Source organism: Burkholderia sp. Ac-20344 (genome assembly GCF_017104975.1).
Classification (GTDB): Bacteria; Pseudomonadota; Gammaproteobacteria; order Burkholderiales; family Burkholderiaceae; genus Burkholderia.
Map to the genome: position 1 here is coordinate 58,502 of NZ_JAAGPP010000023.1, position 24,364 is coordinate 82,865.

22 protein-coding genes are annotated in these 24,364 nt (G+C 64.2%); 17 read left to right on the forward strand and 5 right to left on the reverse strand.

Going from position 1 to position 24,364, the window contains the following annotated elements; all coding sequences use genetic code 11:
- The first annotated feature begins 228 nt into the window (after positions 1-228).
- The 6 genes from G3N64_RS10610 (at position 229) to G3N64_RS10635 (ending at position 7,593) form a co-directional block, all read left to right on the forward strand.
- Positions 229-966, forward strand: a complete 738-nt coding sequence (locus G3N64_RS10610) for a GntR family transcriptional regulator (RefSeq protein ID WP_205783762.1) — start codon at positions 229-231, stop codon at positions 964-966.
- A gap of 121 nt (positions 967-1,087) precedes the next feature.
- Positions 1,088-2,209 carry a branched-chain amino acid ABC transporter substrate-binding protein gene (locus G3N64_RS10615; RefSeq protein WP_205783763.1) on the forward strand — a complete coding sequence of 374 codons (1,122 nt, stop codon included), beginning with the start codon at positions 1,088-1,090 and terminating at the stop codon, positions 2,207-2,209.
- Between the two features lie 64 nt (positions 2,210-2,273).
- Positions 2,274-3,281 (forward strand): trans-3-hydroxy-L-proline dehydratase, encoded by a 1,008-nt coding sequence (gene lhpH, locus G3N64_RS10620; RefSeq protein ID WP_205783770.1) that lies wholly within the window; start codon positions 2,274-2,276, stop codon positions 3,279-3,281.
- A gap of 175 nt (positions 3,282-3,456) precedes the next feature.
- On the forward strand, positions 3,457-6,081 hold the full coding sequence (locus G3N64_RS10625) for a transglycosylase domain-containing protein (protein ID WP_205783778.1): 2,625 nt from the start codon (positions 3,457-3,459) through the stop codon (positions 6,079-6,081).
- A gap of 79 nt (positions 6,082-6,160) precedes the next feature.
- On the forward strand, positions 6,161-7,042 hold the full coding sequence (locus tag G3N64_RS10630) for a PilZ domain-containing protein (protein WP_205783780.1): 882 nt from the start codon (positions 6,161-6,163) through the stop codon (positions 7,040-7,042).
- A gap of 224 nt (positions 7,043-7,266) precedes the next feature.
- A complete protein-coding gene (locus G3N64_RS10635) occupies positions 7,267-7,593 on the forward strand; it encodes a DUF4148 domain-containing protein (protein ID WP_205783782.1) in 327 nt (108 codons plus the stop codon).
- Between the two features lie 133 nt (positions 7,594-7,726).
- Here G3N64_RS10635 and G3N64_RS10640 read toward each other — a convergent pair whose 3' ends face one another.
- Genes G3N64_RS10640 through G3N64_RS10650 form a run of 3 tightly spaced genes read right to left on the reverse strand, consistent with a single transcriptional unit; the run spans position 7,727 to position 10,043 of the window.
- Positions 7,727-8,620 carry a DMT family transporter gene (locus G3N64_RS10640; protein WP_205783784.1) on the reverse strand — a complete coding sequence of 298 codons (894 nt, stop codon included), beginning with the start codon at positions 8,618-8,620 and terminating at the stop codon, positions 7,727-7,729.
- An 8-nt stretch (positions 8,621-8,628) separates the two neighbouring features.
- Entirely contained in the window at positions 8,629-9,417 is a 789-nt protein-coding gene (locus G3N64_RS10645) for a DUF2182 domain-containing protein (protein ID WP_205783786.1), read from the reverse strand.
- Between the two features lie 23 nt (positions 9,418-9,440).
- Complete coding sequence (locus G3N64_RS10650; RefSeq protein WP_174913841.1) at positions 9,441-10,043, reverse strand: DUF1326 domain-containing protein; 603 nt, start codon at positions 10,041-10,043, stop codon at positions 9,441-9,443.
- Positions 10,044-10,390: 347 nt separating this feature from the next.
- On the opposite strand from G3N64_RS10650, the gene G3N64_RS10655 reads away from it, so the two are divergent.
- A complete protein-coding gene (locus tag G3N64_RS10655) occupies positions 10,391-10,795 on the forward strand; it encodes a lysozyme inhibitor LprI family protein (RefSeq protein WP_205783788.1) in 405 nt (134 codons plus the stop codon).
- Between the two features lie 75 nt (positions 10,796-10,870).
- Here G3N64_RS10655 and G3N64_RS10660 read toward each other — a convergent pair whose 3' ends face one another.
- Both G3N64_RS10660 and G3N64_RS10665 read right to left on the reverse strand, forming a co-directional pair.
- Complete coding sequence (locus G3N64_RS10660; protein WP_006483707.1) at positions 10,871-11,518, reverse strand: response regulator transcription factor; 648 nt, start codon at positions 11,516-11,518, stop codon at positions 10,871-10,873.
- A complete protein-coding gene (locus G3N64_RS10665) occupies positions 11,515-13,626 on the reverse strand; it encodes a PAS domain S-box protein (RefSeq protein WP_205783789.1) in 2,112 nt (703 codons plus the stop codon). Before G3N64_RS10665 ends, G3N64_RS10660 begins: the two co-directional genes overlap by 4 nt.
- Positions 13,627-13,948: 322 nt before the next feature.
- Between G3N64_RS10665 and G3N64_RS10670 the strand changes: the two genes are divergently transcribed.
- The 10 genes from G3N64_RS10670 to G3N64_RS40175 all read left to right on the forward strand — a co-directional run.
- Entirely contained in the window at positions 13,949-14,419 is a 471-nt protein-coding gene (locus G3N64_RS10670; protein ID WP_205783790.1) for a universal stress protein, read from the forward strand.
- A gap of 348 nt (positions 14,420-14,767) precedes the next feature.
- A complete protein-coding gene (locus G3N64_RS10675; protein ID WP_205783791.1) occupies positions 14,768-15,274 on the forward strand; it encodes a cupin domain-containing protein in 507 nt (168 codons plus the stop codon).
- A 185-nt stretch (positions 15,275-15,459) separates the two neighbouring features.
- Positions 15,460-16,485, forward strand: a complete 1,026-nt coding sequence (locus G3N64_RS10680) for a DedA family protein/thiosulfate sulfurtransferase GlpE (protein ID WP_205783792.1) — start codon at positions 15,460-15,462, stop codon at positions 16,483-16,485.
- A gap of 204 nt (positions 16,486-16,689) precedes the next feature.
- Complete coding sequence (locus tag G3N64_RS10685) at positions 16,690-19,539, forward strand: type VI secretion system Vgr family protein (protein ID WP_205783797.1); 2,850 nt, start codon at positions 16,690-16,692, stop codon at positions 19,537-19,539.
- 25 nt (positions 19,540-19,564) lie between these two features.
- Positions 19,565-20,827: a VRR-NUC domain-containing protein gene (locus G3N64_RS10690; protein WP_205783799.1), complete on the forward strand. Its 1,263-nt coding sequence runs from the start codon at positions 19,565-19,567 to the stop codon at positions 20,825-20,827.
- Positions 20,828-20,865: 38 nt separating this feature from the next.
- The gene (locus G3N64_RS10695; protein ID WP_205783800.1) at positions 20,866-22,197 is read left to right on the forward strand and encodes a type VI immunity family protein; all 1,332 of its coding nucleotides are present in this window, start codon (positions 20,866-20,868) and stop codon (positions 22,195-22,197) included.
- A gap of 18 nt (positions 22,198-22,215) precedes the next feature.
- On the forward strand, positions 22,216-22,785 hold the full coding sequence (locus G3N64_RS10700; RefSeq protein WP_205783803.1) for a hypothetical protein: 570 nt from the start codon (positions 22,216-22,218) through the stop codon (positions 22,783-22,785).
- Positions 22,786-22,847: 62 nt separating this feature from the next.
- Positions 22,848-23,135 carry a PAAR domain-containing protein gene (locus G3N64_RS10705; protein ID WP_205783805.1) on the forward strand — a complete coding sequence of 96 codons (288 nt, stop codon included), beginning with the start codon at positions 22,848-22,850 and terminating at the stop codon, positions 23,133-23,135.
- A 154-nt stretch (positions 23,136-23,289) separates the two neighbouring features.
- Positions 23,290-24,057 carry a hypothetical protein gene (locus G3N64_RS10710; protein WP_205783807.1) on the forward strand — a complete coding sequence of 256 codons (768 nt, stop codon included), beginning with the start codon at positions 23,290-23,292 and terminating at the stop codon, positions 24,055-24,057.
- A 199-nt stretch (positions 24,058-24,256) separates the two neighbouring features.
- Positions 24,257-24,364: helix-turn-helix domain-containing protein (locus G3N64_RS40175; RefSeq protein ID WP_205783815.1), on the forward strand; the 108-nt coding region annotated here is incomplete at its 3' end.

The following is a 24,364-nucleotide window of genomic DNA, read 5'->3' on the forward strand; positions in this document are numbered from 1 at the left end:
TCGCATGCGTCGGTGAGCGTGGCGGACGCATGCCGCGCCCGCCACAGGGCTGTGTGGATCGAATCTATACCACTTGCTGGCCTGCCTGCAACCCAAAAAATAAAGCACCCTGCCGGTTTTGGTTCTAATATCTGTCCAGAAGAGGCGCGATGGCCTCGATGCCGGCGCGCTCCGGTATAGTGCGAACCCATTCCAGATTCACGCCCGCGAACGGGCAGGAGCCATACGATGATGTCCGCGCGTCCCGACACACTCGAAGGCGGTTTCAGGCCGCTGCAGATCTACGAGCAGGTGGCCGAGAAGATCCGTGACGAGATCCGCGCGGGGCGCTATGCCGCCGAGTCGCGGTTGCCGTCCGAGCGCGAGCTCGCGGGGCTGTTCCAGGTCGGCCGGCCGGCCGTGCGCGAAGCGCTGGGCGCGCTGCAGAACGAAGGGCTGGTGTTCACGAAACGCAATTCGGGCACCTACGTCGTCCCGTCGCCGCTCGACGTGCTCGCGCAGCGCGGCGACATGCACAAGGCATCCGAAGCCGATTTCAGCCCGACGTCGACGCTCGACGTGCGGTTGATCCTGGAGCCTGCGATCGCACGCCTCGCGGCCGCGCACGGCCGAGCCGACCCCGGCGCCGAACGCTATCTGGCCCAGATGGAAACCATCACCGACGTCGACGATCCGCATCAGCGCGCGCTGTGGAACGAGAGCGACCGGCTGTTCCACCGGCAGCTCGCGCTGATGACCGGCGACGCGCTGATCGTGAAGATCGCGGACGAAGTCGCGAAGACGATGGACCAGCCGCTGTGGAAGCGGCTGAAGGACGACGGCATCTACGACGCGGGCCGGATCCGGCTCTACGTGTCCGAACACCGGCTGATCTACGAGGCGATCGTGTCGGGCGACGCCGACGCGGCGGCGTTCTATGTCGAGCAGCACATCCGCCGCGTGCGGCGCGACATCACGCCGAAGTGACGGCATCAGGCTCGCTCTGGTCTGAAAAATGACCAGAATCGAAGTTTTTATTTTGAAATTGCTTGCGTGGTGACCACGCGTGTCCTACATTGGTTTCACACAAAACCAATCAGGAGAAGCCATGCGACACCTCGTTACCGCGCTCTCGGTGGCCATCGCCGCCGGCGCGCTGACTTCCGCGCACGCGCAGGAAGTCGTGATGATCGGCCATTCGGCGCCGCTGACCGGCCCGCAGGCCGCGAACGGCAAGGACAATGAAAACGGCGCGCGCCTGGCCGTCGACGAACTCAACAAGGCCGGCATCAAGGTCGCCGGCAAGACCGTCACCTTCAAACTGGTTTCCGACGACGACCAGGCCGACCCGAAGGCCGGCGTGCAGGTCGCGCAGAACCTCGTCGACAAGGGCGTCGTCGCGGTGCTCGGGCCGTACAACTCCGGCGTCGCGATTCCCGCATCGCGCGTGTACGCGAATGCCGGCGTGCCGATGCTGCCGGTCGCATCGAACCCGGCGCTCACCAAGCAAGGCTTCAAGAACATCTTCCGGATCGGCGCGAGCGACGAACAGCTCGGCGGCACGATGGCCACCTTCGCCGCGAAGACGCTGAACGCCAAGACCGCCGCCGTGATCGACGATCGCACTGCGTACGGGCAGGGCGTCGCCGAGCAGTTCATGAACGTCGCGAAGGCGAACGGGATCAAGATCGTCGACCAGGAATTCACGAATTCGTCGGCCACCGATTTCCTCGGCATTCTCACCAAGATCAAGGCCAGCAACCCCGACGTGATCTTCCTCGGCGGCTATGCGGCACAGGGCGCGCCGATGGCCAAGCAGATGAAGCAGCGCGGCTTGCGCGCGAAGCTGCTCGGCGGCGACGGCATCTGCTCGGCCGACATGGGCAAGGTCGCGGGCGATGCGGCGTCGATCGTCTACTGCGCGCAGGGCGGCGTCGCGCTCGAGAAGACGGCGGCCGGCCGCGAATTCCTGAAGAAGTACCACGACACGTATCACACCGATACGCAGGTGTACGGCGTGAACTACTACGACGGGATGAAGCTGCTCGCCGACGCGATGGTCAAGGCCGGCACGACCACCGACAAGGCGAAGCTGATCGCGCAGCTCGCGAAGTCGAACTATGCGGGCGTCGCGGGCACCTATTCGTTCGACGCGAACGGCGACCTGAAGGGCGCGCCGACGTCCGTCTACGTCATTCGCAACGGCCTGCCGGAACCGTACGCGAAGTAAGCGGCCGGTGTGCCATCGGACGGCGGCGCGGCCGCCGTTCTTCGTTTAACCCCTTCGCTCGACCATGAAAATTTCCCGATCCCTTTCCACCGTCGAAGTCCATACGGGCGGCGAAGCGTTCCGCATCGTCACGAGCGGGCTGCCGCGCGCGGCCGGCGACACGATCGTCCAGCGCCGCGCGTGGCTCAAGGCGCACGCCGACGAGATCCGCCGCGCGCTGATGTTCGAACCGCGCGGCCACGCCGACATGTACGGCGGCTACCTGACCGAGCCCGTGTCGCCGAATGCCGATTTCGGCGTGATTTTCGTGCACAACGAAGGCTACAGCGACCATTGCGGGCACGGCGTGATCGCGCTGTCGACCGCGGCGGTCGAGCTCGGCTGGGTGCAGCGCACGGTGCCGGAAACGCGGGTCGGCATCGACGCGCCGTGCGGCTTCATCGAGGCGTTCGTCAAGTGGGACGGCGAGCATGCGGGGCCGGTGCGCTTCGTCAACGTGCCGTCGTTCATCTGGCAGCGCGACGTGTCGGTCGAGACACCGTCGTTCGGCACCGTGACGGGCGACATCGCGTACGGCGGCGCGTTCTACTTCTATGTCGACGGTGCGCCGTTCGACCTGCCGGTGCGCGAAGCGGCGGTGGAGAAGCTGATTCGCTTCGGCGCGGAAGTGAAGGCCGCCGCGAACGCGAAGTATCCGGTCGTGCATCCGGAGATTCCGGAAATCAACCACATCTACGGCACGATCATCGCGAACGCGCCGCGCCACCCGGGCTCGACGCAGGCGAACTGCTGCGTGTTCGCGGATCGCGAGGTCGACCGCTCGCCGACGGGTTCCGGCACCGGCGGCCGCGTCGCGCAGCTGTACCTGCGTGGGCTGCTCGCGGCCGGCGACACGCTCGTCAACGAATCGATCGTCGGCACGGTCTTCAAGGGGCGCGTGCTGCGCGAAACGACGGTGGGCGATATCCCGGCCGTGATTCCGGAGGTGGAGGGCAGCGCCCATATCTGCGGGTTCGCGAACTGGATCGTCGACGAACGCGATCCGCTGACCTACGGTTTTCTCGTGCGCTGAGTTGCCGCGCCGATCGGCTGCGCGTGGCGCGGCCTCCCGGTTGGTGTACCAGGCTTGGCGCGTCGTTCCCGTTGCGGGGCGCGCGCCTTTTTTGCGCGTGAACCGCCGCGCAGCCGCCCCGTGTGTGCCGCCGCCACGCCTTCGCGGTCCGGCGGGCCGCGCGGAGTTTGGTACGATGCACCCTTTTCAGCCGAGCTCCACCCGCGTGAATCGCCGAAACGTGTCGTCAGTGCGTGACTTCTGTGCCAGATGGGTCGCGCGCGCCCAACCCGTCGCGGCTGCCGCCGTCGCGCGGGTCAAGCCTCTCGCCGCCACCGCGTGGCACCATGTCCGTCACCCGACGCGCCGCGGCGTGCTGCTCGCGGGCGCCGCCGTGCCGGCGCTGTTCGTGGTGTACGTGGTCGTCCTCATCCCGTTCACGCCGGGCATCGGCGACATCCGCAAGGCGCGCGTCGACCAGCCCGCGCAGGTGCTGTCCGCCGACGGCAAGCTGCTGGCCGAATTCAAGCCGTCGAACCGCGAGTGGGTGCCGCTCAAGCAGATTTCGCCGCACATGGTCGACGCGCTGATCGCCACCGAGGATCACCGCTTCTACGAGCACCACGGCCTCGACTGGAAGCGCACGGCGTCGGCCGCGCTCCATACGTTCTCGGGCAGCCGCCAGGGCGGCTCGACGATCACGCAGCAACTCGCGCGCAACCTGTATCCGGACGAGATCGGCCGCGCGCCGACGCTCACGCGCAAGGTGAAAGAGGCGATCACCGCGCTGAAGATCGAGGCGGTCTACAGCAAGGACCAGATCCTCGAGACCTACCTGAACACGGTGCCGTTCCTGTACAACGCGTACGGCGTGGAGATGGCCGCGCGCACCTATTTCGACAAGTCGGCCGACGAGCTCGACGTGCTCGACAGCGCGACGCTCGTCGGGATGCTCAAGGGCAACAGCTATTACAACCCGGTGCTGAATCCCGAGCGTGCGCTGCAGCGCCGCAATACGGTGCTGGGCCAGATGGTGAAGTACGGCAAGCTGCCGCCCGCACAGTTCGCGCAGTTGCAGCGCCGGCCGCTGCGGATCGACTTCGAGCGCCAGAAGGAGCCGCCGGGGCCGGCGCCGCATTTCGCGCAGCAGCTGCGCAAATGGCTGATCGCGTGGGCCGACCGCAACGACTACAACATCTACTCGGACGGGCTGATCGTGCGCACGACGATCGACGCGCGGCTGCAGCAGATGGCGACGCAGGCGCTCACGCTGCAGGGGAACCAGCTGCAGGGCATCGCGAACAACGCATGGAGCGGCCGCGACGGCTGCGGCACCGACAACGAGGTGTTCCGCACCTTCATGCGCGAGTCGCCCGAGTACAAGGCCGCTCAGGACGCCGGCAAGGACGACGCGGCCGCGATGAAGCTGCTCGCGGCCGACCACGGCTTCATGCGCGCGCTGTGCAAGACGAAGACCGACGTGCAGGCCGGCTTCCTCGCGATCGATCCGCGCAACGGGCAGGTCCGCGCGTGGGTCGGCAGCCGCAACTTCACCAACGAGCCGTTCGACCACGTGGCCCAGGCGCGGCGCCAGCCGGGCTCGACGTTCAAGCCGTTCGTCTATGGCGCCGCGTTCGCGAACGGGATGAAGCCGGACGACACGTTCATCGACCAGCCGGTCGAGATCCCGTTGAAGGGCGGCGAGATCTGGCGGCCGAACGACGACGTGCCGCCGACCGGCAAACCGATGACGCTGCGCGACGCGGTCGCGCTGTCGCGCAACCGGATCACCGCGCAGGTGATGGAGAAGGTCGGGCCGACCGCCGTCGCCAGGCTCGCACGCGACATGGGCGTGCGCGAAAGCCCGCTCGAACGCGTGCCGTCGCTCGCGCTCGGCACGAGCCCGGTCACGCTGAAGGAGATGGTTGCGTCGTACGCGACGATCGCGAATGGCGGGCTGTATGTCGAGCCGCAGATGGTGACGCGCATCGAGAACCGCCAGGGCGACGTGCTCGCCGAATACGCACCGGCGCCGCCCGAGCGCGCGCTCGACGCCGAAACCGACAAGACGCTGCTCAGCGTGATGCGCGACGTCGTCACGCGGGGCACGGGCGGCAGCATCCGCACGCGCTTCGGCATCCGCGGCGACGTGGCCGGCAAGACGGGCACGACGCAGGACAACGCGGACGGCTGGTTCATCCTGATGCAGCCCGGCCTCGTCGCCGGTGCCTGGGTCGGTTTCGACGACGGCCGCGTGACGCTGCGCAGCGATTACTGGGGGCAGGGCGCGCACAGTGCGCTGCCGATCGTCGGCGATTTCTTCCAGCGTGCGCAGCGTGCCCGGATCGTCGACACGAAGGCGCAATTCGATACCGAGCCGTCGCCGGGCTGGTTCGCGTCGCTGCGCGAGCGCGTGACGGACGTGTTCGACACGTGGTTCCCGCCCGACGCGAAGAAGACGCCCGCGCCGGTCAGGATGCAGCGGGTGGAGCGTGCGCCGGAGGCCGATGAAGGCGCGGCCTCGGCCGCGTCGGCGGCATCGGCGCCCGAAGCGGCATCGGGCGGGATCGTCGAGGAATGGGTGCCGGCGTCCGAGGTGGCCGCATCGGCCGCCGCGCTGTCGGCGGGGGCGTCGCAACTGCCGCTCGCGCAGCCGCCGGCGGGGGCGAGCACGGCAAGCGGAGGCAGCGTAGGCCCCGGCTCCTCACCGGCCGCAGCCCCTTCGGCCGCACCGGCCCAGCCGCCCATGCCGGCCGCTCCCGACGCGAACGGCTCGAACGGCTCGAACGGCTCGAACGGCTCGAACGGCGCATCGCAGTAACGAAGCCGTTCAGATTTCGCGCGATGCTGCCGTAATCATGGTGTCATGACAGCTCGCGCGGCCGCTCCGCGCCTCCCCGATGAGGCTATCTACCGACTACGTCGCGCTCGCGCGCGACGATCTCGCCGCCGGCGTCCCGTTCGGCTTCGATCTCTACGATGCCGACGGCGCCGCGCTACTGCCGGCCGGCACGACGCTGCGCGATGCCGCGCAGCATGCGTTCCTGTTCGACCACTTCCGGCCGGTACGCCGGCGCGACGACGCCGATGCCGAAGCCGAGCCACGCGTGCCTGACGCGGTGCCTCATGCGCCGCGGATGGGGTTGTCGGCGGGCGCGTCGATCGGCATCCGCCGCCGGGTCGGCACGACCCGCGGGCTGCAGCGCTGCCGGCTGATCGGCATTGCCGCGTCGGGCGCGCTGTTCGTCGAGCCGCAGCCGGCGGCCGCATTCGATTTCGCGCGTGGCGACGACATCGAGGCCATCGCGATCGGCCGTGCCGCGGTGTCGCGTTTCGGTGCGACGGTCGAGTCGGTGCAGTCGTCCGGCGCCGCGCGGTTCCTGGTGCTGTCGCCGCCCGGCTTCGTCGACCGGCTGCGCACGCGCGCGGAGCCGCGCGTGCCGGTACGGATCGCCGCCTGCTGCGCGGGCGGGGTAGAGGGGGCGGAAGGCATCGGGATGGTGCACGACATCAGCGTGAGCGGGCTGTCGATCGCCGTCGACCGGCCGATCGCCGCAATCGGCGAACCCTTGCGCGTGCGGCTTCCGTACGCGACCGGCGACCGGGTCGAGCTGCTGGCGCTCGACGGCACGGTGCGGGCCGTCCATCCCGATCCGGCGGCGCCTGCGCTGACGCTTCACCACGCGGCGTTCGCCGAGACCGGCGCCGACGACCTGATCCGCCTCAAGGCGCTGCTGTTCGACCGGCTGATGGCGTCGTCGGATACCGATCGGCGCCGCTGAGGCGCGGCCGGGGCGTACCGGGTGCCGCGGCGCGCTATTCGGTGCGGGAACACCGATAATCATCTGATGATTCAGCCGAATCCACGGCGATTGTATGTTTTCCGTCAACAGTGAATTCGTGATTTAAGTATTTACCCTGATAGCGTGCCCTCCTAGACTTCTACTCATGCGCAACGACCCCGAGTCCGAAGCGCCTGACAAAACAATCCTGGAGGTAACGCATCATGAAATCGCTGATCAAGGCAGTTGCACTGGCCGCTCTCGTGGCCGCACCGGTTGTCTCGTTCGCACAGAGCCAGCAGCCGCTGACCCGCGCGCAAGTGCGCGCCGAGCTGGTCCAGCTCGAAAAGGCCGGCTACAACCCGAACGACTGGATCAACTACCCGGAAAACATCCAGGCCGCGCAGGCCAAGATCGCCGCCGCGCAGAACACCGGCGCGCAAGCCGATGCAACGGGCTACGGTGCGAACCCTGCCGCGACGTCGCAGTCGGGTCAGCGCGTGGTCGTGCCGGCCGCAACCGACCGTTCGTCGGTGTACTTCGGCCACTAAGCCAGGCAGCGCCCGCCCGGGCGCACGGTTTGCCGTTTCTTCCGAAACCCGTGCACGGTATCCGTGTACGGGTTTTGCATGTTGGTTGCCCTGCCAGAACGGGCCGGTGCGACCGCGCCGTGCCCGATGCGCGTCACCGCCTGCTGCCTGCCTGCCGCGCCCGCGTCGCGAGCACGGCCGCAACTCCGCCGAGGATCGCGGCCGATGCGAGCGCGAGCCGCCAGGTCGGCTGTTCCGACAGGAACAGCACGGCGCCGCCCGCAGCGATGGGGGGCACGGAAAGCTGGACCGCCGCGGCGCGCATCGCCGTGAGGTGCCGCAGCGCGGCGTACCAGACCACGTAGCCGAGGCCCGACGTCAGCGCGCCTGAAAGCGCGGCGAGCACGACGCCGGCCGGCGTGACGTGAAAGCGGGCGGCGAGCACGACGCTCAGCGCGAGTGCCAGCGGCGCGGCACGCAGGAAATTGCCGGCGGTCGCCGCGACCGGATCGACGGGCCGGCGGCCCCGTATCGAATAGATTCCCCATGCAATGCCGGCGGCCGTCATCAATGCGGCGCCGCGCGGCGTTGGCGCCGCAAGCCCGGGTGACACGAGATACACCAGTCCGCCGAGCGCTGCCCCGAACCCGGCCCAGCCGGTCGCGGCAAACCGTTCGCCGGCGTGCCATCCCGCCGCAAACATCGTCAGTTGCACGGCGCCGAACAGGATCAGCGCACCGGTGGCCGCGCTGACGGTCAGGTAGGCAAACGAGAAGCACGCGACGTACACGAACAGCATCGCCGCAGCGGGCCAGTCCGCTGGCGGGGCGGGCCGCCGCGCACCCGCACGCGCGACGACCGCGAGCATCAGCGCGCCGGAGACGAGGCGCAGGCTGCCGAAGCTGGCCGCGTCGATCCGTCCGGCCTGCAGCGCGAGCCGGCACAGCAGGGAATTCGACGCGAAGGCGAGCATTGCGATCGATGTCAGCGCAACGACGCGCACGCCCGGCCGGACATGCAGCGCGAAGGGGGACGCAGACGGGCGCATCGCGGGCCTCACGCGTGGCTGGCGACGATCAGCACGGCCGCGCCGAACAACGCGACGCCGAGCGGCGCGGTGAGCGCCTGCCCCCACGACGCATTCTTCTCGAGGGCCATCAGCGCGGCGAGCAACAGCATCCAGCCGAGACTGCCGGCGCCGACGACGAACATCAGCAGCATCAGCGCCCAGCAGCAGCCGACACAGAAGAGCCCGTGGCTCACGCCCAACGCGAACGCGTGACGCATCGGCGTGCGGCCGCGCCAGCGGCTGATCACGAAACTGAAGGGCGTGCGGCAACGGTCGAGACAGTGCGTCTTCAGTCCGCTGAACTGGAACGCGCCGGCGAGCGCGAAGACGGCCGCGCCGATCAGCCAGCCGCGCCACGCGAGCGCCGGCACGAGCGCGACACCGGTCAGCAGCAGCCCGTGCAGGCCGTGCGCGACGAGGCCGAAGCCGCTCCACGTGGCGACGTAGCCGATGCCGACGAGCGCGAGCAGGCGCGTCTGGTCGGGGCGGCTCGCGACGACGCGGGCGAACGCATCGAACAGCGACAGCGTCGTCGGCAGCATCATCGCCAGGATCATGAGCGTCCAGCCGGCCGCGGCGAACGCGGCCGGCAGCCACAGCGTGCCGCCCGGCAGCGCGCGGCAAAGCGCGCTGAACGGGGTGGGCAGCGCGATATCGCCGTGATCGAGGTACCGCCCGTACGGACTGCGCGTCCACGCCCACAGGGTGAGCCACGCGAACGCGACGAGACTCGCGAGCACGAGCGGAAACAGGCGCCGATGCAGCGACGCAGCCATGTCCGTTGGCGTGCGATCGCGCTTCACGCGTCGAACAGGAAGGTGCTCTGCAGCGCGTTGTGATTCTTCAGGTCGACGTCGATGCCGATCGCCGCATTCTTCGATCGATAGACGGGCGCCTTGCCGACGAACACCGGCGCGCCGGGCACCGTCGAGAACACGGTGTCGGTCAGCGTCGTCTGCGCGCCGCTCGGGCCGAGGTACGGCTCGAGTTCCGCGTGGTAGTCGGTGCCGATCGACAGCGTGCCGCGCGCCCCTTCGACATTGAAGGTGATGGGGGCGCGCTCGATCGACACGACCGTGCCGATCAGTTTCGCCAGTTCGGCGATCGGGCCGCCGGCCTGGCCCGTGTAGACCTTGAGCAGCGCCTGCTCCTGCGCTTCGGACGCCGTGTCGCTGACGTAGATCGCAGCCGTCCAGTTGCCTTGCAGGATGTTGCCCGGCACGCGGCACACCGCGGCGATCGTGTTGCCGCCCACGTCGACGCCGTCGACGGTGCCCTTGTCGACATGCCAGGCGACGATCGTATCGCAGACGCCGAAATCCGGATCCTCGCCGATCCAGCACGGACAGAGTACGCGGCAGTTGCAGACCTCGAGCAGACGGCCTTCAAGGTGATAGCTCATGATTCCCTCCAGGGAGCGACGGCGATTGCACGTTGGGCTGGGGGAGGAAGCTGACCGACGAATCGTCACCCCGCTCGGCGATGCGAACGCGAAATGCGCAGAGGAATGCGCGGAAGCGGAGACGGGATGGATGCGATAGCGCGGGCCTGAAGCGGCGTATCGATTTTCAAGTGTAGGTGGGGAGGGCCGATATGCAAACCGTCGCATGTGTTGCGACACCGGCTGACAAGCCGGCGCGCGTGCGCTAGCATCGCGAGCGGTGTCGCCGCGGCACGGCGGCCGATGCGCGACAGCGCGGCATGCCCGGCACCGGGTTCCACGACTTCAACGAACAACAAGGAGCATCCATGCGTGTCTTGACCGGTCTGCTGTGCGCGCTGGCGCTGGCGGCGAACGTCGCCCATGCCCAGGCGAATTGTGCCGACGCAACGGATCAGGCGGCGATGACGGCCTGCGCCGATAGCGCGTACAGGAAATCCGACGGGGAACTGAACCGGGTCTACCAGGCCGTCACCGCGCGCCTGCGCGATGCGCGGCCGCTGGCCGACAAGCTCGTGAATACGCAGCGTGCGTGGATCGCGTACCGCGATGCCGAATGCCACTTCTCCAGCGCGAACGCCGAGGGCGGCAGCGCGTATCCGATGGTCGTGTCGACCTGCCTCGACGATCTGACGAAAGCGCGCACCGAGACGCTGAAGGGCTATCTGTCCTGCGAGGAAGGCGATCTCGCCTGCCCGGTGCCCGCCAGGTAAGCGGGGTGCGCCGCCCGGCCGAACGGATGCCGCGCGGCTGGGCGGCGCGCACCATCCGCTGCTGGACGTCGTCCGTTACACGTCGTCCGTTTCGTCGAGCAGCTTGTGCCGCATCGCGTAACGCACCAGCGCCGCTTCGTGCGGCATCTGCATCTTTTCCAGGATCCGCGTCTTGTACGTGCTGACCGTCTTCGCGCTCACGCACAGCGCGTTGGCGATCTCGGTCAGCGTCTGGCCGGCGGCGATCCGCCGGAACACGTCGAATTCGCGGTCGGACAACCGCTGGTGCGGCAGCGTCTCGGCCGGCTCGTTCAGGCTCTGCGCGAACTGCTCGGCCATCGCGAGGCTCACGTAGACGCCGCCCGACGCGACCTTCGTGACCGCGCCGACCAGTTCGGCGCTCGCGCTTTCCTTCGTCAGATACCCCGACGCGCCGGCGCGGAACGCGCGCACCGCGTATTGCTGCTCCGCGTGCATGGTCAGCACGAGGACGCGCAGCGCGGGCTTCTCGTCCTTGATCTGCTTGATCAGCTCGACGCCGTTGCGGCCCGGCATCGACAGGTCGAGCACGAGCACCTGCGCGGGCGTGGCGCGCACGAGCGCGATCGTCGACGGGCCGTCGCAGGCTTCGCCGGCCACCTCGAATCCGGTGGCGTTCTGGAGGATGTGCCGCAGACCGTCGCGTACGAGCGTATGGTCGTCGGCGATGAGCACCTTGATCATGAGATGAGCGTTTCCTGTTGGACGGTACTGAGCGGGAAGGCGACGGTGATCGAGAAACCGCGCGCGAGCGCGGTGTCGATCGTCACGGTGCCGCCCAGCATGTGGGCACGTTCGCGAATGCCGATCAGGCCGAACGATTTGTCTTCGTGGGCCGAGCCGCCGGGCGTCGAGCCGCGGCCGTTGTCCGCGACGCGCAACACGCAGAAGCCTTCCTCGATGTCGAGCCGCAGTGCGACGCGCGTCGCATCCGCGTGACGCGCGACGTTCGTCAGCGCTTCCTGGACGATCCGGAACAGCGTGGTCGCGCCCGCGCTGGTGAACGTGAGGCCGCCGGTTTCGATGTGCCGCTCGACATCGATCCCGTAGCGGTTCGTGAAGTCGTTCGCGAGCCATTCGATCGCGGGCACGAGGCCGAGATCGTCGAGCATCACGGGCCGCAGGTCGGCCGCGATGCGCCGCACCGACGCGACCGTCGCGTCGATCAGCCGCCGCATGCCCTGCAGGTGCGACTGCACGTCCTCGTCGGGTTGCGTGCGGCCGGGCACGCGCAGTTGCTGCTCGACCACCGACAGATCCATCTTCAGCGCGGTGAGCTGCTGGCCGAGGTCGTCGTGCAGCTCGCGCGCAATGCGGGTCTTTTCCTCTTCGCGCACGTTCTGCAGGTTCGCCGACAGTTCGCGCAATTCCTCGCGCGACTGCTTCAGCGCGTTCTCGGCGCGCAGCCGCTCGGTGATGTCGCGCAGCATCACCGTATAGAGCTTGCCGGATGCATCGCGGATCTGCGAGATCGAGGCCTCGATCGGGAACTCCTCGCCGTTGGCGCGCAGCCCGAACAGCACCCGCTGGCGGCCCATCTGCCGCTCGGACACGCCTGTCACGCCGAACTGGTCGACGTGCTTCGCGTGCGCGGCGCGGAACCGCTCGGGGATGAAGCGCGACAGCGGCGCACCGATTGCCTCCATCGCGGACACGCCGAACACCTGCTCGGCCATCGGATTGAAGATCACGATCGTCTGCTTTTCGTCGATCGTGATGATCGCTTCCATCGACGAACGGATGATGCCCATCATCCGCGCCTCGTTGAGGATGCCGCGGCTGCTCGCGCCGGAATCGGCGGTGCCGGCGCGGCCTCGCAGCAGCGCGTGGACGAGCACCGCGAATGCGATCGACGCGATCAGCCCCGCGGCGAGCACGGTGCCGGCCGCGCGTTGCGCGCCGGTTGCGCTCGGGCGGCCGTCCGCGGAATAGGCCAGCGTCAGCACGGTGCCGCCGAAACTCAGCTCGTCGGTGCGCCGCATCAGGTCGGGCGATGCCGAGGCCTCGTCGGTCGTCGTTTCGACGCTGACGATCGCGCGCCGATCGCCGCCGGCGGTGATCCACACGTCGATGCCGCGTTCCGCGTCGAGCGCGCGCTCGATCAGGCGCCGCGGGCTCAACGCCGCGAACAGCACCCCGTCGGCGCCGGCTTCGCGCGTGCCGGACGGTGTGGCGGCCGCATGCGGCGACGCGGCGGCCGGCAGGAACAGCGTGAAGGTGCGGGCGTCGCGGGACGTATCGTCGTCGGCCGGGTGGACGCCGAGCGCGATGTCGCCGGTCTGCAGCGCACGTGCGAGCGGCGCGGCGTCGGACGCGCCGAAGCGCACGACCGGCGAATTCGACGCCGGTGCGCTGAGCGCGGCGGTCGCGAGCGCGCCGGCCGGCAGCGGCTTCGCGCCGGCGAGGGCGGTGCGCGTCGCGGACGGCAACGGCGCATAGCCGATCTGGCGGACCGGCGAGCGGCCGCTGTCGAGATCGAGCGTGTCCGCATAGCGGCGCCATTGCTCGGGCGTCATGCCCGGGACGAGGCTGAACGCGCCGCGCGCGCCTTCGAGCACGGCCACGCCGGATTGCAGCTCGTGGCGGAGCATCGCGGTCACGTGCGTCGTGCGGCGTTCGAAGCGCGTATGGACGGCGCCTTGCCACTGCTCGCGCACGAGCAGCGCGACGCCGAGCGACAGCGCCGCGCCGGCGCACAGCGCAACGACGCCGACCGCGAGCGGCTGGCGTAACATGATCTGGAGGCGCGTGGGCCCTCGGGCGTCACGCGTCGGGGTTCCACTGGCGGTCATTCGATGGCCATTCTGTTGTCGGGGGCCGCTCCAGGCACCCGGAGCAGCGCAGCAAAGCCGGGCAAAACTCGCACCGGCTGCACGCAACGTCTATTTTCAAGATGAAATTGTGCGCGATTTACACGTTTTTTGTAATGGGGTCACTAGAAAATGCGGCAACCGGCGTGAAGCAGCGGGTGCGCCGGCCGCGCTTGACGCGCATCAACAGGCGCGTCGGCACGTGGGGCAGACTGTTCGGCAGGCCAGCCGGCACCGGGCCGGGTGGCGATAGCGGGCCGTCGTCGCGCGACGCGCGATGCGTGCCCGGTCGGAGGGACGGACCATGTACAAGCGGATTTTCGTCGGGCTCGACGGCAGCCCGAGCGCGCGTCTCGCGCTGAACGAGGCGATCCGGATCGCGGCGGCGTCCGGCGGTGAAGTCACCTGCGCGTATGTCGTCGAGCACCGGCCGCAGCTCGTCGACGTCGATGCAGGCTTCGCGGCCGAGCGCGATGGCGATGCGGCCGCGACCGATGCCGTGACGCCGGTGCTCGACGATGCGAAAGCGGAGCTCGCCCAGAAGCATGTGCGAGGCACCGTGCGCGCGCTCGACGCATACGGCGAGGATGTCGCCACGGTGCTGATGCGCACGGCGGCCGAAGCCGAAGCCGACCTGATCGTGATGGGCACGAGCGGGCGGCATGGCCTGCGCCGGCTGCTGGTCGGCAGCGTCGCCGAATCGCTGCTGCGTGCGGCCGACCGCCCCGTACTGCTGGTGCGGCACAGCGAGCCCGGCACGTCGGTGTCGGCTTGACGCAAGCGGCACGGCGCTGACGCACGGGCGGCCGCGCACATTCGCCGGATGATGGCCTGATGAAACGGAAACACACGACGCGCCGGTCGACGCACGGCGTGTGAGCGCAGCTGTCGCTTCTGTCGCAGCGGCCGGGCGAGGGCGCCACCCCATCGGCGCAATCGCGCGCCCGCAGTTGCATCCCGGCACGCAGTTCTGGCAGCATCGGCCGGTGTCCGCTTGTTCGCCGCGCGCATGGCTGCGGCGATCGACGCAGCAGCATCCGGCGGCATGCGGCCGCGTTCGCGATGAGCGAAGCGTGGCCGTGCGCCGGGTGTCCGGTTCCCGACCTTACCGACGTCATCCGCCATGCCGATTTCCGCTACCGACCTGATTCGCCAGTTCGACCTGCAGCCGCATCCCGAAGGCGGCTATTTCCGCGAAACCTACCGTGCGACCGATTCGGTCGTGCGTCCGGCCGACGGCGCGCCACGCGCCGCATCGACGGCGATCTACTACCTGTTGTGCGACGGCGCGTATTCGTCGTGGCACCGGATCCGTTCCGACGAGGTCTGGCATTTCTACGCGGGCGACCCGATCGAGGTGTGGGTGCTCGACGAGCGCGACGGGCTGACGATCCACCGGCTCGGCAACCCGCTCACGCATCCGGGCACCGTGTTCCAGGCGGTCGTGCGGGCAGGGTGCTGGTTCGGCGCGCGCTGCGCGGCGCCGGAGCACGTCGCGCTCGTCGGCTGCACGGTGGCGCCGGGATTCGAGTTCGCGGAATTCGAACTGGCCGACGCCGCCGCGCTGGCCGCTGCGTTTCCCGACTACGCGGAACACGTCGCGACGCTCGCGCAGCGCACGGACATGTGACTGTCACGGCGGTGCAACCATCGGCGCGAAGCCCGCGCCGATGGTGCGTGTTCCGCGCGATCGCGGCCAAACCCGTTTAGAATGCCGTGATGCATCAGGTCGGCTGCGGGCGTGCCGCGGCGGCCGTTGCCCAGCCGGTCCGACGGCCCCCGTCGCGCGGCCGCATGTCTTCCAGGAGCGCCGCCGTGTGGCACTTTCCCATCGCAATTCCATCGTCGCTCGGCCCGTGGGCCGTGTTCGCGAGCGTGTTGATCACGCAGCTCGGCGTGCCGGTGCCGGCCGTGCCGATGCTGATTCTCGGCGGCACGATGGCGGCAATGGGGCAGGCGTCGTGGGTCAGCATGTTCGCGGCGGCGATCGGCGCGACGATGCTGGCCGATTCGCTGTGGTTCTTCATGGGCCGCACGCGCGGCCGGCGCCTGCTGAACGGTCTCGTGCGCTTCTCGCTGTCGCTCGACACGACGCTGCGCTTCGCACGTAACGTATTCGAACGATACGGTGCGCCGCTGCTCGTGCTGTCCAAGTTCCTGCCGGGCCTCGGCCTCGTGTCGGCGCCGCTGCTCGGCACGACCGCGATCGGCGTCGGCGTGTTCCTGTTCTGGGATCTGGCCGGTGCGTCGCTGTGGGCTGCGTTCTGGCTCGTCGGCGGCGCGGCCATTCACGACCAGATCGTCCAGTTCGTGCTGTGGGTGCGCGCGAGCGGCGGCACGATCCTCGATGCATTCCTCGCGATCTTCATCACGTTCCTGCTATACCGCTGGGTGCGCCGCGTACAGTTCCGCCGTTATCTCGCCCAGGTTCGCATCTCGCCGCCGCAGCTCGTCGAGATGATGACGTCCGACGAACCGCCGCTGATCTTCGACGCGCGGCCGAAAGCGATCCGCGAGCGCGAACCGTACCGGATCGCCGGCGCGGTGCCGGTCGATCTCGATTCGCCGGACCTGCTCGACCCGGAAGTGCTGAAGCGGCCGATCGTCGTCTATTGCGTGTGCCCGAACGAGGCGACCGCGAAGCGCCTGATCGCGAAGATGCAGCGCAAGAAGATGCTCCACAACATCCGGGCGCTGAAGGGCGGCCTCGATGCGTGGGAAAAGCATGGCTATCCGGTCGAGCCGATGCCGGCCGATCTGGATGCGTCGCGTTATTTCGTGCGTCCTGAACACAGTGCGCTCGAAGGCGAATATACGGTGCGCGCGACGTTGTCGAAGTGATACTAGAAGGCCATTTCCGCATCTGCGCTCGCAAGGCGCGCGCCTTCTCTTGAGATTTCAGCCGCGTCAAATATTGTCAGGCCAGACAATATTCCTCAGACTTTAGCTAGAATCGCGCGAGAGCGACCTTACGTCGCCGCTGGCTGACCGTCGTTGTGTCGCATCTCTGACGGTGGCTCGAACCTGAGAGAAGGACAACAAGAAATGGTACTAAGACCACCCGCACCCGGGGGCCTGAAGGGGCGCGACCTATACGAGGCCGTTCACCGGGGCTTGTTGCAGCACGACCGGTTGTTGATGCTGGACACGCCACTTGGCAAGAACGCGTTGACTGCATTGCGGGCGCGCGGATCGTCATGTATTGGTGGCGATTATCAGTGGATCGTGGATATTGCATCCCTGCGCGGCGATACAGCGTTGTTGTCGCTGATGCACCAGCCCGTCACGCTATGGATTCAGCAACGGACGGCGCTCTATGCTGATGCTGTCTATCGACCCGTGCACGGTTTCGTTCATCAGGTCGGCTATTTGGGCGGTGACGGTAGCGTGTCAACGTACCAGTTGGAATTTTCATCCGCTCTGATTTTCCTGAGCAAGACCCACAACGACGAGGGCTGGCTCGAAAAGGACGCGCGAGAAATCGTTTCCGACGTTCTCAACCGATATCCGCAGTTCCAAGGGCGGTTCCGGTTCGAACTGACGCGCGAACCTGCGGTACGTTCATGGTGCCGCCAAAGCGAATCTGATCTTCATTTTGTACACCGCCTTCTTGAAGATGAGGGCTGGTATTTCTACTGGCTCCACGAGCAGACGAGGGAAGGTGAGCCGCCGAAAACGACGCTCATCGTTCTGGATAGCGTGTCGTCGCTGCCTGAAGCAAAACCGGCCGAATTTTATCGTGGCAACACTGATCACGATGCGGACGGGTTTACGCAATGGGCGGTCACGCAGACCATGCAGAGCCTACGCTATATCTCGCGCGCGTTCGACTACAAGCGGCCGACTTCCCATTTTCAGACCGAAAGCGCGCTGCACTCCACAACCTACGCAGCGGACGGCGGGCGACAATCGGAACGCAGCATCCCCGCTGCACCGATGACGGTCTATCAGCCAACAGCGTACGGCTACCCGGATTCAGACAGCGGCGCAGTCCGTGCACGTCGGCGCGTAGAGGGATGGGATTCGCGGGCGCGCAGATATTTCGGCGTTGGTGGTCTGCGGTGGCTGGATGCAGGACTGCGGTTCACGCTGGACAACCATCCGCGCCATGCGGACAGTGATCCGAAAAAGCGTGAATTTCTCGCTATCGAGACGCGTTGGTTCATCGAAAACAACGTGTCGATTGGTCAACAGGCGACGGAATATCCGCGCAGTCTGCGCGCAACGCTGGCCGAGCAACAAGCGGTACACGGGGCACCTTTCAAGACGCCCGAGCACCCGCAAGACGGAACAGCGGGATTTTTCGTTATCGAGGTTGAGGCGCAAGAGGCGAGCGTGGAATATCGCAGCCCGTTCGCGCACCCAAAGCCGAACATGACGATCGAGCACGCCATCGTCGTGACACAGCAAGGATCGGAAGCGTGGACGAACGAGCGGAACCAGGTACGCGTGCATTTTGCGTGGGACCGCAAGAACCCTGATGGTACGTTCGCTTCGTCGCCGCTGCTGTCGACCATGCAGGCAGATACTGGCAACGGCTACGGATCGGTACACGTGCCGCGTGCCGGTGAATGGGTTTTAGTCGCCTATTGGGCAAACGATTGCGACAAGCCGTTCATTTTGGGACGCGTCAATGGTGGCACGACGCCTTCGCAATGGCATTCGAACGTCCTGCTGTCCGGGTTCCAGTCGCAGGGCTTTGGCGGCACGGGTGCATTCAACTCGTTCGTGCACGACGACGCAACGAACCAAAGCGGTACGCGGCTCGTCAGCTACACGGGCAGTAGCTATGCATCGATCGCGCAGGGTTATTTGATTCAGCAGAGCGGCAACTCTCGCGGGCGTTATCTCGGTTCGGGTTTGCTGCTGCACGCTGACCATTACGCGTCGATGCGCGGTAGCCGGGGCGTGTCGATCAGTGCGCATCCGGTGTCGCGCGATAGTGATCAGCTAGACGTTGACGAGGCACGCGAGCAGCTTACGCGCTCGAAAAACCTGCTCGGCAGCATTTCGGATGCGAGCGAACAGCATCAGGCCGAGAGTCTGAAACTCGGTATCGATGCGCTGACGACGTTCACCGATGCAACGAAGCAGTCGGCATCCGGCGAAGTATCGGGAGGCCGGACAGCAGGCGGCGGAACGGGCAACGCGAATGCATTCGCGGAACCGCTGTTGCTGCTTGGCAGTCCGGCAGGTATTGGCCTGTCCACGCATCAGTCGCTTCACGCCAGCGCAGACCAACAGGCCAACTGGATCAGCGGTCAGGATTCGTATCTCGCAGCAGGCGGCTCGATGCACGCGGCCGCGATTGATCACCTGAGCCTGTTTGCGCGTAATCAAGGCATCAAAGCCGTAGCGGGTAAGGGCAAGGTCGAAATACAAGCGCAAGATGGCGATCTTGAAATGATCGCGCAGCAGCTTGTGAAATTGTTGTCGGTGGCCGGACGGATGGAAATCGCAGCCGATCAGGAACTGGTCCTGTACTGCGGTGGAGCGACGATTCGAGTCAAGGGCGGCAACGTCTCGATACATGCACCGGGCAGCGTCGATTTTAAGGGCGCGTCGTTCAGCTTCGCGGGGCCAGTTAGTGAGTCGTACACGATGCCGCAATTCAAGCCGTCGTATCAGGCGCAATACGTCCTGAAGGACCAGACGGACGGGACACCGATGATTCGACACGCCTACGAAATGAAACTGCCATCAGGGCGAACGGTGCTTGGTCACACGAACGACCTTGGCGAGACGGTGCCGGTTTTCACGCCGAGCGCGCAGAGCGTGAGCCTTAAGGCATTCGAGCAGGAACAACAAGACATGGAGCCGTGGAAGTATGCAGGCGGCGGGGGGCCTGATATTTGGGCCGATTACGTGAAGGTCGACCCCGAAGAGCGCACGTGAGTGCCGACGATACTTGGAGAACACAATGGGTGGATCACTTCAACCGGCTGGCGCGTGCGAAACAATCAAAGAGCGAGTACCTGAGTACGCGTACCTGCCGCCAAACGCCAAGGGATACTTGCAGGAGAAGGTCGAGACCGCGCTGAAAACGGCGAAATACACCCCCGTCAAGCTACGCGACGGATCGATCGTATATCGGTTGCTCATGCAGTCCGCAATGAGCGTGCCGATGATTATCGAGGAACAGTTTAAGTGGAAGTGGTTGTTCAAGTACAAGGCTGAAGTCAGCTTTGATATGACACCGGCTGATGCAATGATTGGAGGTATTCCAATTCCGTTCCTAAGTAACGAGAGCCCCTACGGGGCAGAGCGCCGCCGCAGTCTAAATCCGTTCCCGCCGGGAGCGACCGTAGGTTTGCTACGGCGTCCCGATGTAATCATTGTTGAAAAGGAAGCGATTCTTTGGCCGGGGCGTGGGACGATTGATCGCGAGGGCCGTCGCCATGTTCCGAATTTGTTGCGGCTTGTCGAAGTAAAGTTTCCGGGTGACTCTTTGGGGGAGGCTCAGCAAGAAGCCTATAAGCTGATCGCTGGTGATTACAAGAATCGCATGACCGTGATCGACGTGACCGATTGCAACGGTGAGCTACAAAAAATCCCCAAGCCTGCTCCCATTCCTGCACCGAAAACCGAAGATGAAAAGGAGCGCCAGCGCGTTTCTATTCGTAGCGTCCCCGCTGTCCCGCACCATGTCTGGTATGAGGACTGGTGGCAAAAGGCGCATGAGTTCGGCGAAGAGGTTGAACATGCTGTCGCCCCTGTTTGGGATGCCGTTCATCGTGGGTATTCATACGTGTCTGCTGAAACCAGCGCGTTCCTGCATCAGCACGCAGCATGGATGTTTACGGCTGGTCAGTGGGTCGCCGACAAGGCGCATAGCGCTTGGGTGTGGGTTGACGAGACAGGGCACGAAATATTCCGCTACACGGCTGCGCAACTCAAAGCTGGATGGGAAGCAATCGTGCACATGACCGATATGACGTGGGACGTGCTCTCACATATCGATTGGGCGCAGGTCGGCGTGACGCTGCTGAAGGGAGCCGCGATAGCGGTTGCCATTGTCGTCGGCGTCGCGATCGTGATCTTGTTGTTACCTGAGTTGATCGCGATCTTTGCTGCGCTGTGTGCGATTATCGCGGCTGGTGCGGAAGCCGCTGCGGCATTGGCTGCAACCCTTGGTGTAGTGGTCGGCGGTGGGAGCGCAGTTGCGGCGCTTTCCGCAAGCTGAGTGAATTCATGTGCGATTGATCAATAGACGATCCGATTATGACTTTGAGTGATCCGAAACCTGTCTTGACGCCGATGCAGGCGCTGTCTCGCTATCAGGAAGATTTGAGCGTGCGCCTTGCCGACAACTCGATGGGTGTGTTGCCGGGTGTCATCGGTACGGTGTTTTTCGAGCGCGGCTCGCAGCCTGAGGTGCGACAAGCGATTCTTGACTGCTTTGATCGCTTCTACGAAATGTTCGGCGAGCATCTGAAAGGCGGCAAGGACACTGACCTCGGAAAATTTACAAAGCGGAACGAGAAGAGCATCGAGAAGATTCGACGTGCGATTATTGATACGCAATCGCATCTAAAAGTAAGTGTTGTGCTGTCGAGTGCGACTGATCAAGACACGGCCGCAGCGTATAGCATCAAGACGCTAACGGGGTCGGCACTTGCACAGGATTATGTCCACCCTAACGGGTTGCTGCGCGTGGCAAAGGGAAGAGAGTCTGGATTGTCATACTTGAAGTTCAATGTGCCGATGGACTTAATGACAACCAGCAAAGGAATCTCGCTATACGTAGATTTTTTAAGGTATGTTTGCAGGAAACTCGTTGTGCGCGCTGGTTATGGTGGTTTTGCGCCGATACTTGCATTTAATTATAATCGGTATATGCCGCAAGAGTGGGTGCTTGCGGAGCGTTTCAGTGGATTGGATATTGACAGCACTGCACACCTGCAGAAATCTGATTATGAAGCAAACTCGTACGAGGGCGAATCTCTTGAAGAAATGACGGCTCAGTACGATTACCTGCATCCCGGTGCCAAGGTCGCTCGGTGGGGTTTCATCAAAGGCGTGAACTGGTTCACGATCCTAGGCGAACTGTTCATCGAGCGTTTGGGGGGCGAGGCGGCGATTCGTGAAAAGCTTGATCGCTCCGATATTCATATCGAGCGCGCGAATACATGCCTGATGATTCGTGCAGGCGACTTCCCCCGTCTCGGCGCTCCTGAAGAGGGCTTGCCTGAGCCGTACGTGTTCGTGAACAGCGTCCTGCGTGTGCTGCGTGATCCGAAGCCCGATGCACTGCACACCTATATTCCCGATCTTCCGAGCGCGGATGTGAAGAATGCGCGAAAGTGGGTAGCTCGGTTTGATTTGCCTGACGCTCCGCCCATCCCTGAACCCCCAACAATCGTTCCTCCGCCTGTCAGTCGCGAACCGGCCCGTCAGAATGTGCGTGGCGGTAGCCCATGCCCTGAAGCTGGCTGGTGGCACACGCCAGCAAAGGCAGGAAGCCGCCGTTACTTCGAAGCGGGTGAAATCATGCCCGTGATCGAAGGCAGTTCGTGGGGTACAACGAATTGGCAATGGTCGCCGAGTGAGTAACAGGACGAAGGGGGAAGTATGGCGAATGAGATTGAATCGATCGTCACGAGAAATATTTCAGGCGTATGCGATTCGTTTGTCTTGAATACAGTGTGTGTCGCCCTTCAGGACAATGGCTATATTGAAGCTGCGGGTCAGAACTTGTCCTGCGTTCGAGCAATTCATCGAGCAAGTGAGCGAATTTGTCCAGAGGTTATTAAAAAAGACTTGCGATTTCAGGAGTATTTGGCCGAGCGCATCATGGTTTCGAGTGTGAGGCCGCAGCGACAGTGGCTTATCGAACAGCTTGAAAATTTGGATTCGTGTGTTGATCGAGGGAACGTATTCAAGCATGCAATCACACCGCAAACGTCTCTGCTGACATTGCTTTGGGGAATTCCGGTTATTTTTGCGAATGTTGCCTTGGGAATTAAGGTTAGCTATTTTCATAAATTTACTGCGCATGGGAAGCTTGACAAGCTTCTGGAAGAGCATGTGAATTCCGAGAAAATTGATAGGCGTGTGATATTCGAAGAGTTACTGGCCGGAAATGGCGGAGTTCCTGCACGATACCGTCAAAGAGTCGAAGAGGCTTGGAAGAGGTATTGATGCGAGTAGGGCCTCGGCCCGGAGGCTATGACATCGGACGAAAAACAAGGCGGCAAACGATCATGACTCGATACCTGATTCTCGACGGTGATCACACGACAGTGGCGGGAACGGTGCAAGCCAAGGCTACGCCGTTCGCGCTTGACGGCAGGTTCATCGCGCACGAGAACGACGATGTGTTTTGTCCGGTGTGCAAGACCATCGGCAAGATTCAATGTGTCGGCCCACGACTGCCAATGACCGGGCCGGACGGTCGCCGCGTCGCACTGAGTGACGACCTGTGCGTTTGCAAATGCCCGGTGCCGCCGTTGCTCATCGCGTCGCAGCACGTCATGTCGGTCGATGTGTGATGTTGATGAGTTGCTGGGGTAAGGCCAGCGTCTAAGTTGTGGATTCGCTTCTTATGTTGACGAGGTATCGCATTGTGATTGGAAACGTGAGGTCACGTAGTGGCATAGAAGGTGAGTTGCAGTACACGAATTAACTAATTTTTCGGGGTGTGGCATGATTGTCGAAAATATTATCAATTCCCTAGGAACGGTTAGCACTATCATCGCGATTGTGACCGGAGTTGGTGGCGTCATCATGTTATTTAAAAATTACCGATCCGGGAGCCAGATTTTTTCTCAAGGGCGCACGAAGCGGTTATATGAAATAATGAAGATGAAGGATCAGGGGTGGCGTGAAATCTCATCCGGTGCGCTACAACTCGCAGTTAAAGAGGCGTATGGGATGCAATTGAGTGGGGATGAAATTAGATTTGTACTCGCGCGAGATAATGCGCTCGCCTTGCTTCGGTCGCTCGAATATGCTGGTAAATATGTGAAATTTTGTTCTGAAGAGGGATGCTACAAGGATAATCGCTTTAATTGGCTTAGGAGATTCACGGTGAGGCAAAATTTTTGGGCGTTCTTGTTTTTGTCGCTATCGATTTACTTTGTTACGTTTCTCACGTTACCTGACTCAAGGGCAATCCGTCCGGTTGCTGCTGTGATTCTCATGCTTCTCGGATCAGCTGCCACTTTTATTTTGATGTTTCTAGCTAGAGGGGCAGAGTCTGCAAGTGCTTTGATGAACGTTGACGAAAAATTCCCATTGCCGAAATACGGATATAGATCGGAATCACGTCAGACGGAAAAGCGTGGAATTACACGATTGAATCGCCCTAACAACGACGCTGAGAGACGGGCGAAATCCACTAATCGCGCATCGATGAAACCTCGTCGCAGAACAAATCGTTCACCTTTACAAAATGAATCTGAACTGGTCTGATTGCACGCTGTCTGATATGCGCGACGATACCTCTAAGGTAGGCTAGCGAGCTAGTTATAGTGCCATCCTAAAACAAGACGGCGTCCAAAATGCGAGAAAATTGAAAGGTGGGGATTCGATGGGTTTGTTCTCTAAACTACGAGAGGCAGCTTAGACTCTAGTTTCAAGTGCAACACCTTTGATGAGGTAGGGTGTTGCAATGACGAAATACCAGCATCTGAGCGCCGAAGAGCGCGCGGCGATCATGATCGAGAGGACCAGAAACACGAGCGTCAGGGCGATTGCAAGGCTGCTTGGTCGCAGCGCG

Excerpts from the sequence above, each read along its gene's own strand:
- G3N64_RS10610 (WP_205783762.1), top strand. The coding sequence starts at position 229 with ATGATGTCCGCGCGTCCCGACACACTCGAAGGCGGTTTCAGGCCGCTG.
- G3N64_RS10615 (WP_205783763.1), top strand. The coding sequence starts at position 1,088 with ATGCGACACCTCGTTACCGCGCTCTCGGTGGCCATCGCCGCCGGCGCG.
- lhpH (WP_205783770.1), top strand. The coding sequence starts at position 2,274 with ATGAAAATTTCCCGATCCCTTTCCACCGTCGAAGTCCATACGGGCGGC.
- G3N64_RS10625 (WP_205783778.1), top strand. The coding sequence starts at position 3,457 with ATGCACCCTTTTCAGCCGAGCTCCACCCGCGTGAATCGCCGAAACGTG.
- G3N64_RS10630 (WP_205783780.1), top strand. The coding sequence starts at position 6,161 with ATGAGGCTATCTACCGACTACGTCGCGCTCGCGCGCGACGATCTCGCC.
- G3N64_RS10635 (WP_205783782.1), top strand. The coding sequence starts at position 7,267 with ATGAAATCGCTGATCAAGGCAGTTGCACTGGCCGCTCTCGTGGCCGCA.
- G3N64_RS10640 (WP_205783784.1), bottom strand. The coding sequence starts at position 8,620 with ATGCGCCCGTCTGCGTCCCCCTTCGCGCTGCATGTCCGGCCGGGCGTG.
- G3N64_RS10645 (WP_205783786.1), bottom strand. The coding sequence starts at position 9,417 with ATGGCTGCGTCGCTGCATCGGCGCCTGTTTCCGCTCGTGCTCGCGAGT.
- G3N64_RS10650 (WP_174913841.1), bottom strand. The coding sequence starts at position 10,043 with ATGAGCTATCACCTTGAAGGCCGTCTGCTCGAGGTCTGCAACTGCCGC.
- G3N64_RS10655 (WP_205783788.1), top strand. The coding sequence starts at position 10,391 with ATGCGTGTCTTGACCGGTCTGCTGTGCGCGCTGGCGCTGGCGGCGAAC.
- G3N64_RS10660 (WP_006483707.1), bottom strand. The coding sequence starts at position 11,518 with ATGATCAAGGTGCTCATCGCCGACGACCATACGCTCGTACGCGACGGT.
- G3N64_RS10665 (WP_205783789.1), bottom strand. The coding sequence starts at position 13,626 with ATGACCGCCAGTGGAACCCCGACGCGTGACGCCCGAGGGCCCACGCGC.
- G3N64_RS10670 (WP_205783790.1), top strand. The coding sequence starts at position 13,949 with ATGTACAAGCGGATTTTCGTCGGGCTCGACGGCAGCCCGAGCGCGCGT.
- G3N64_RS10675 (WP_205783791.1), top strand. The coding sequence starts at position 14,768 with ATGCCGATTTCCGCTACCGACCTGATTCGCCAGTTCGACCTGCAGCCG.
- G3N64_RS10685 (WP_205783797.1), top strand. The coding sequence starts at position 16,690 with ATGGTACTAAGACCACCCGCACCCGGGGGCCTGAAGGGGCGCGACCTA.
- G3N64_RS10690 (WP_205783799.1), top strand. The coding sequence starts at position 19,565 with ATGGGTGGATCACTTCAACCGGCTGGCGCGTGCGAAACAATCAAAGAG.
- G3N64_RS10695 (WP_205783800.1), top strand. The coding sequence starts at position 20,866 with ATGACTTTGAGTGATCCGAAACCTGTCTTGACGCCGATGCAGGCGCTG.
- G3N64_RS10700 (WP_205783803.1), top strand. The coding sequence starts at position 22,216 with ATGGCGAATGAGATTGAATCGATCGTCACGAGAAATATTTCAGGCGTA.
- G3N64_RS10705 (WP_205783805.1), top strand. The coding sequence starts at position 22,848 with ATGACTCGATACCTGATTCTCGACGGTGATCACACGACAGTGGCGGGA.
- G3N64_RS10710 (WP_205783807.1), top strand. The coding sequence starts at position 23,290 with ATGATTGTCGAAAATATTATCAATTCCCTAGGAACGGTTAGCACTATC.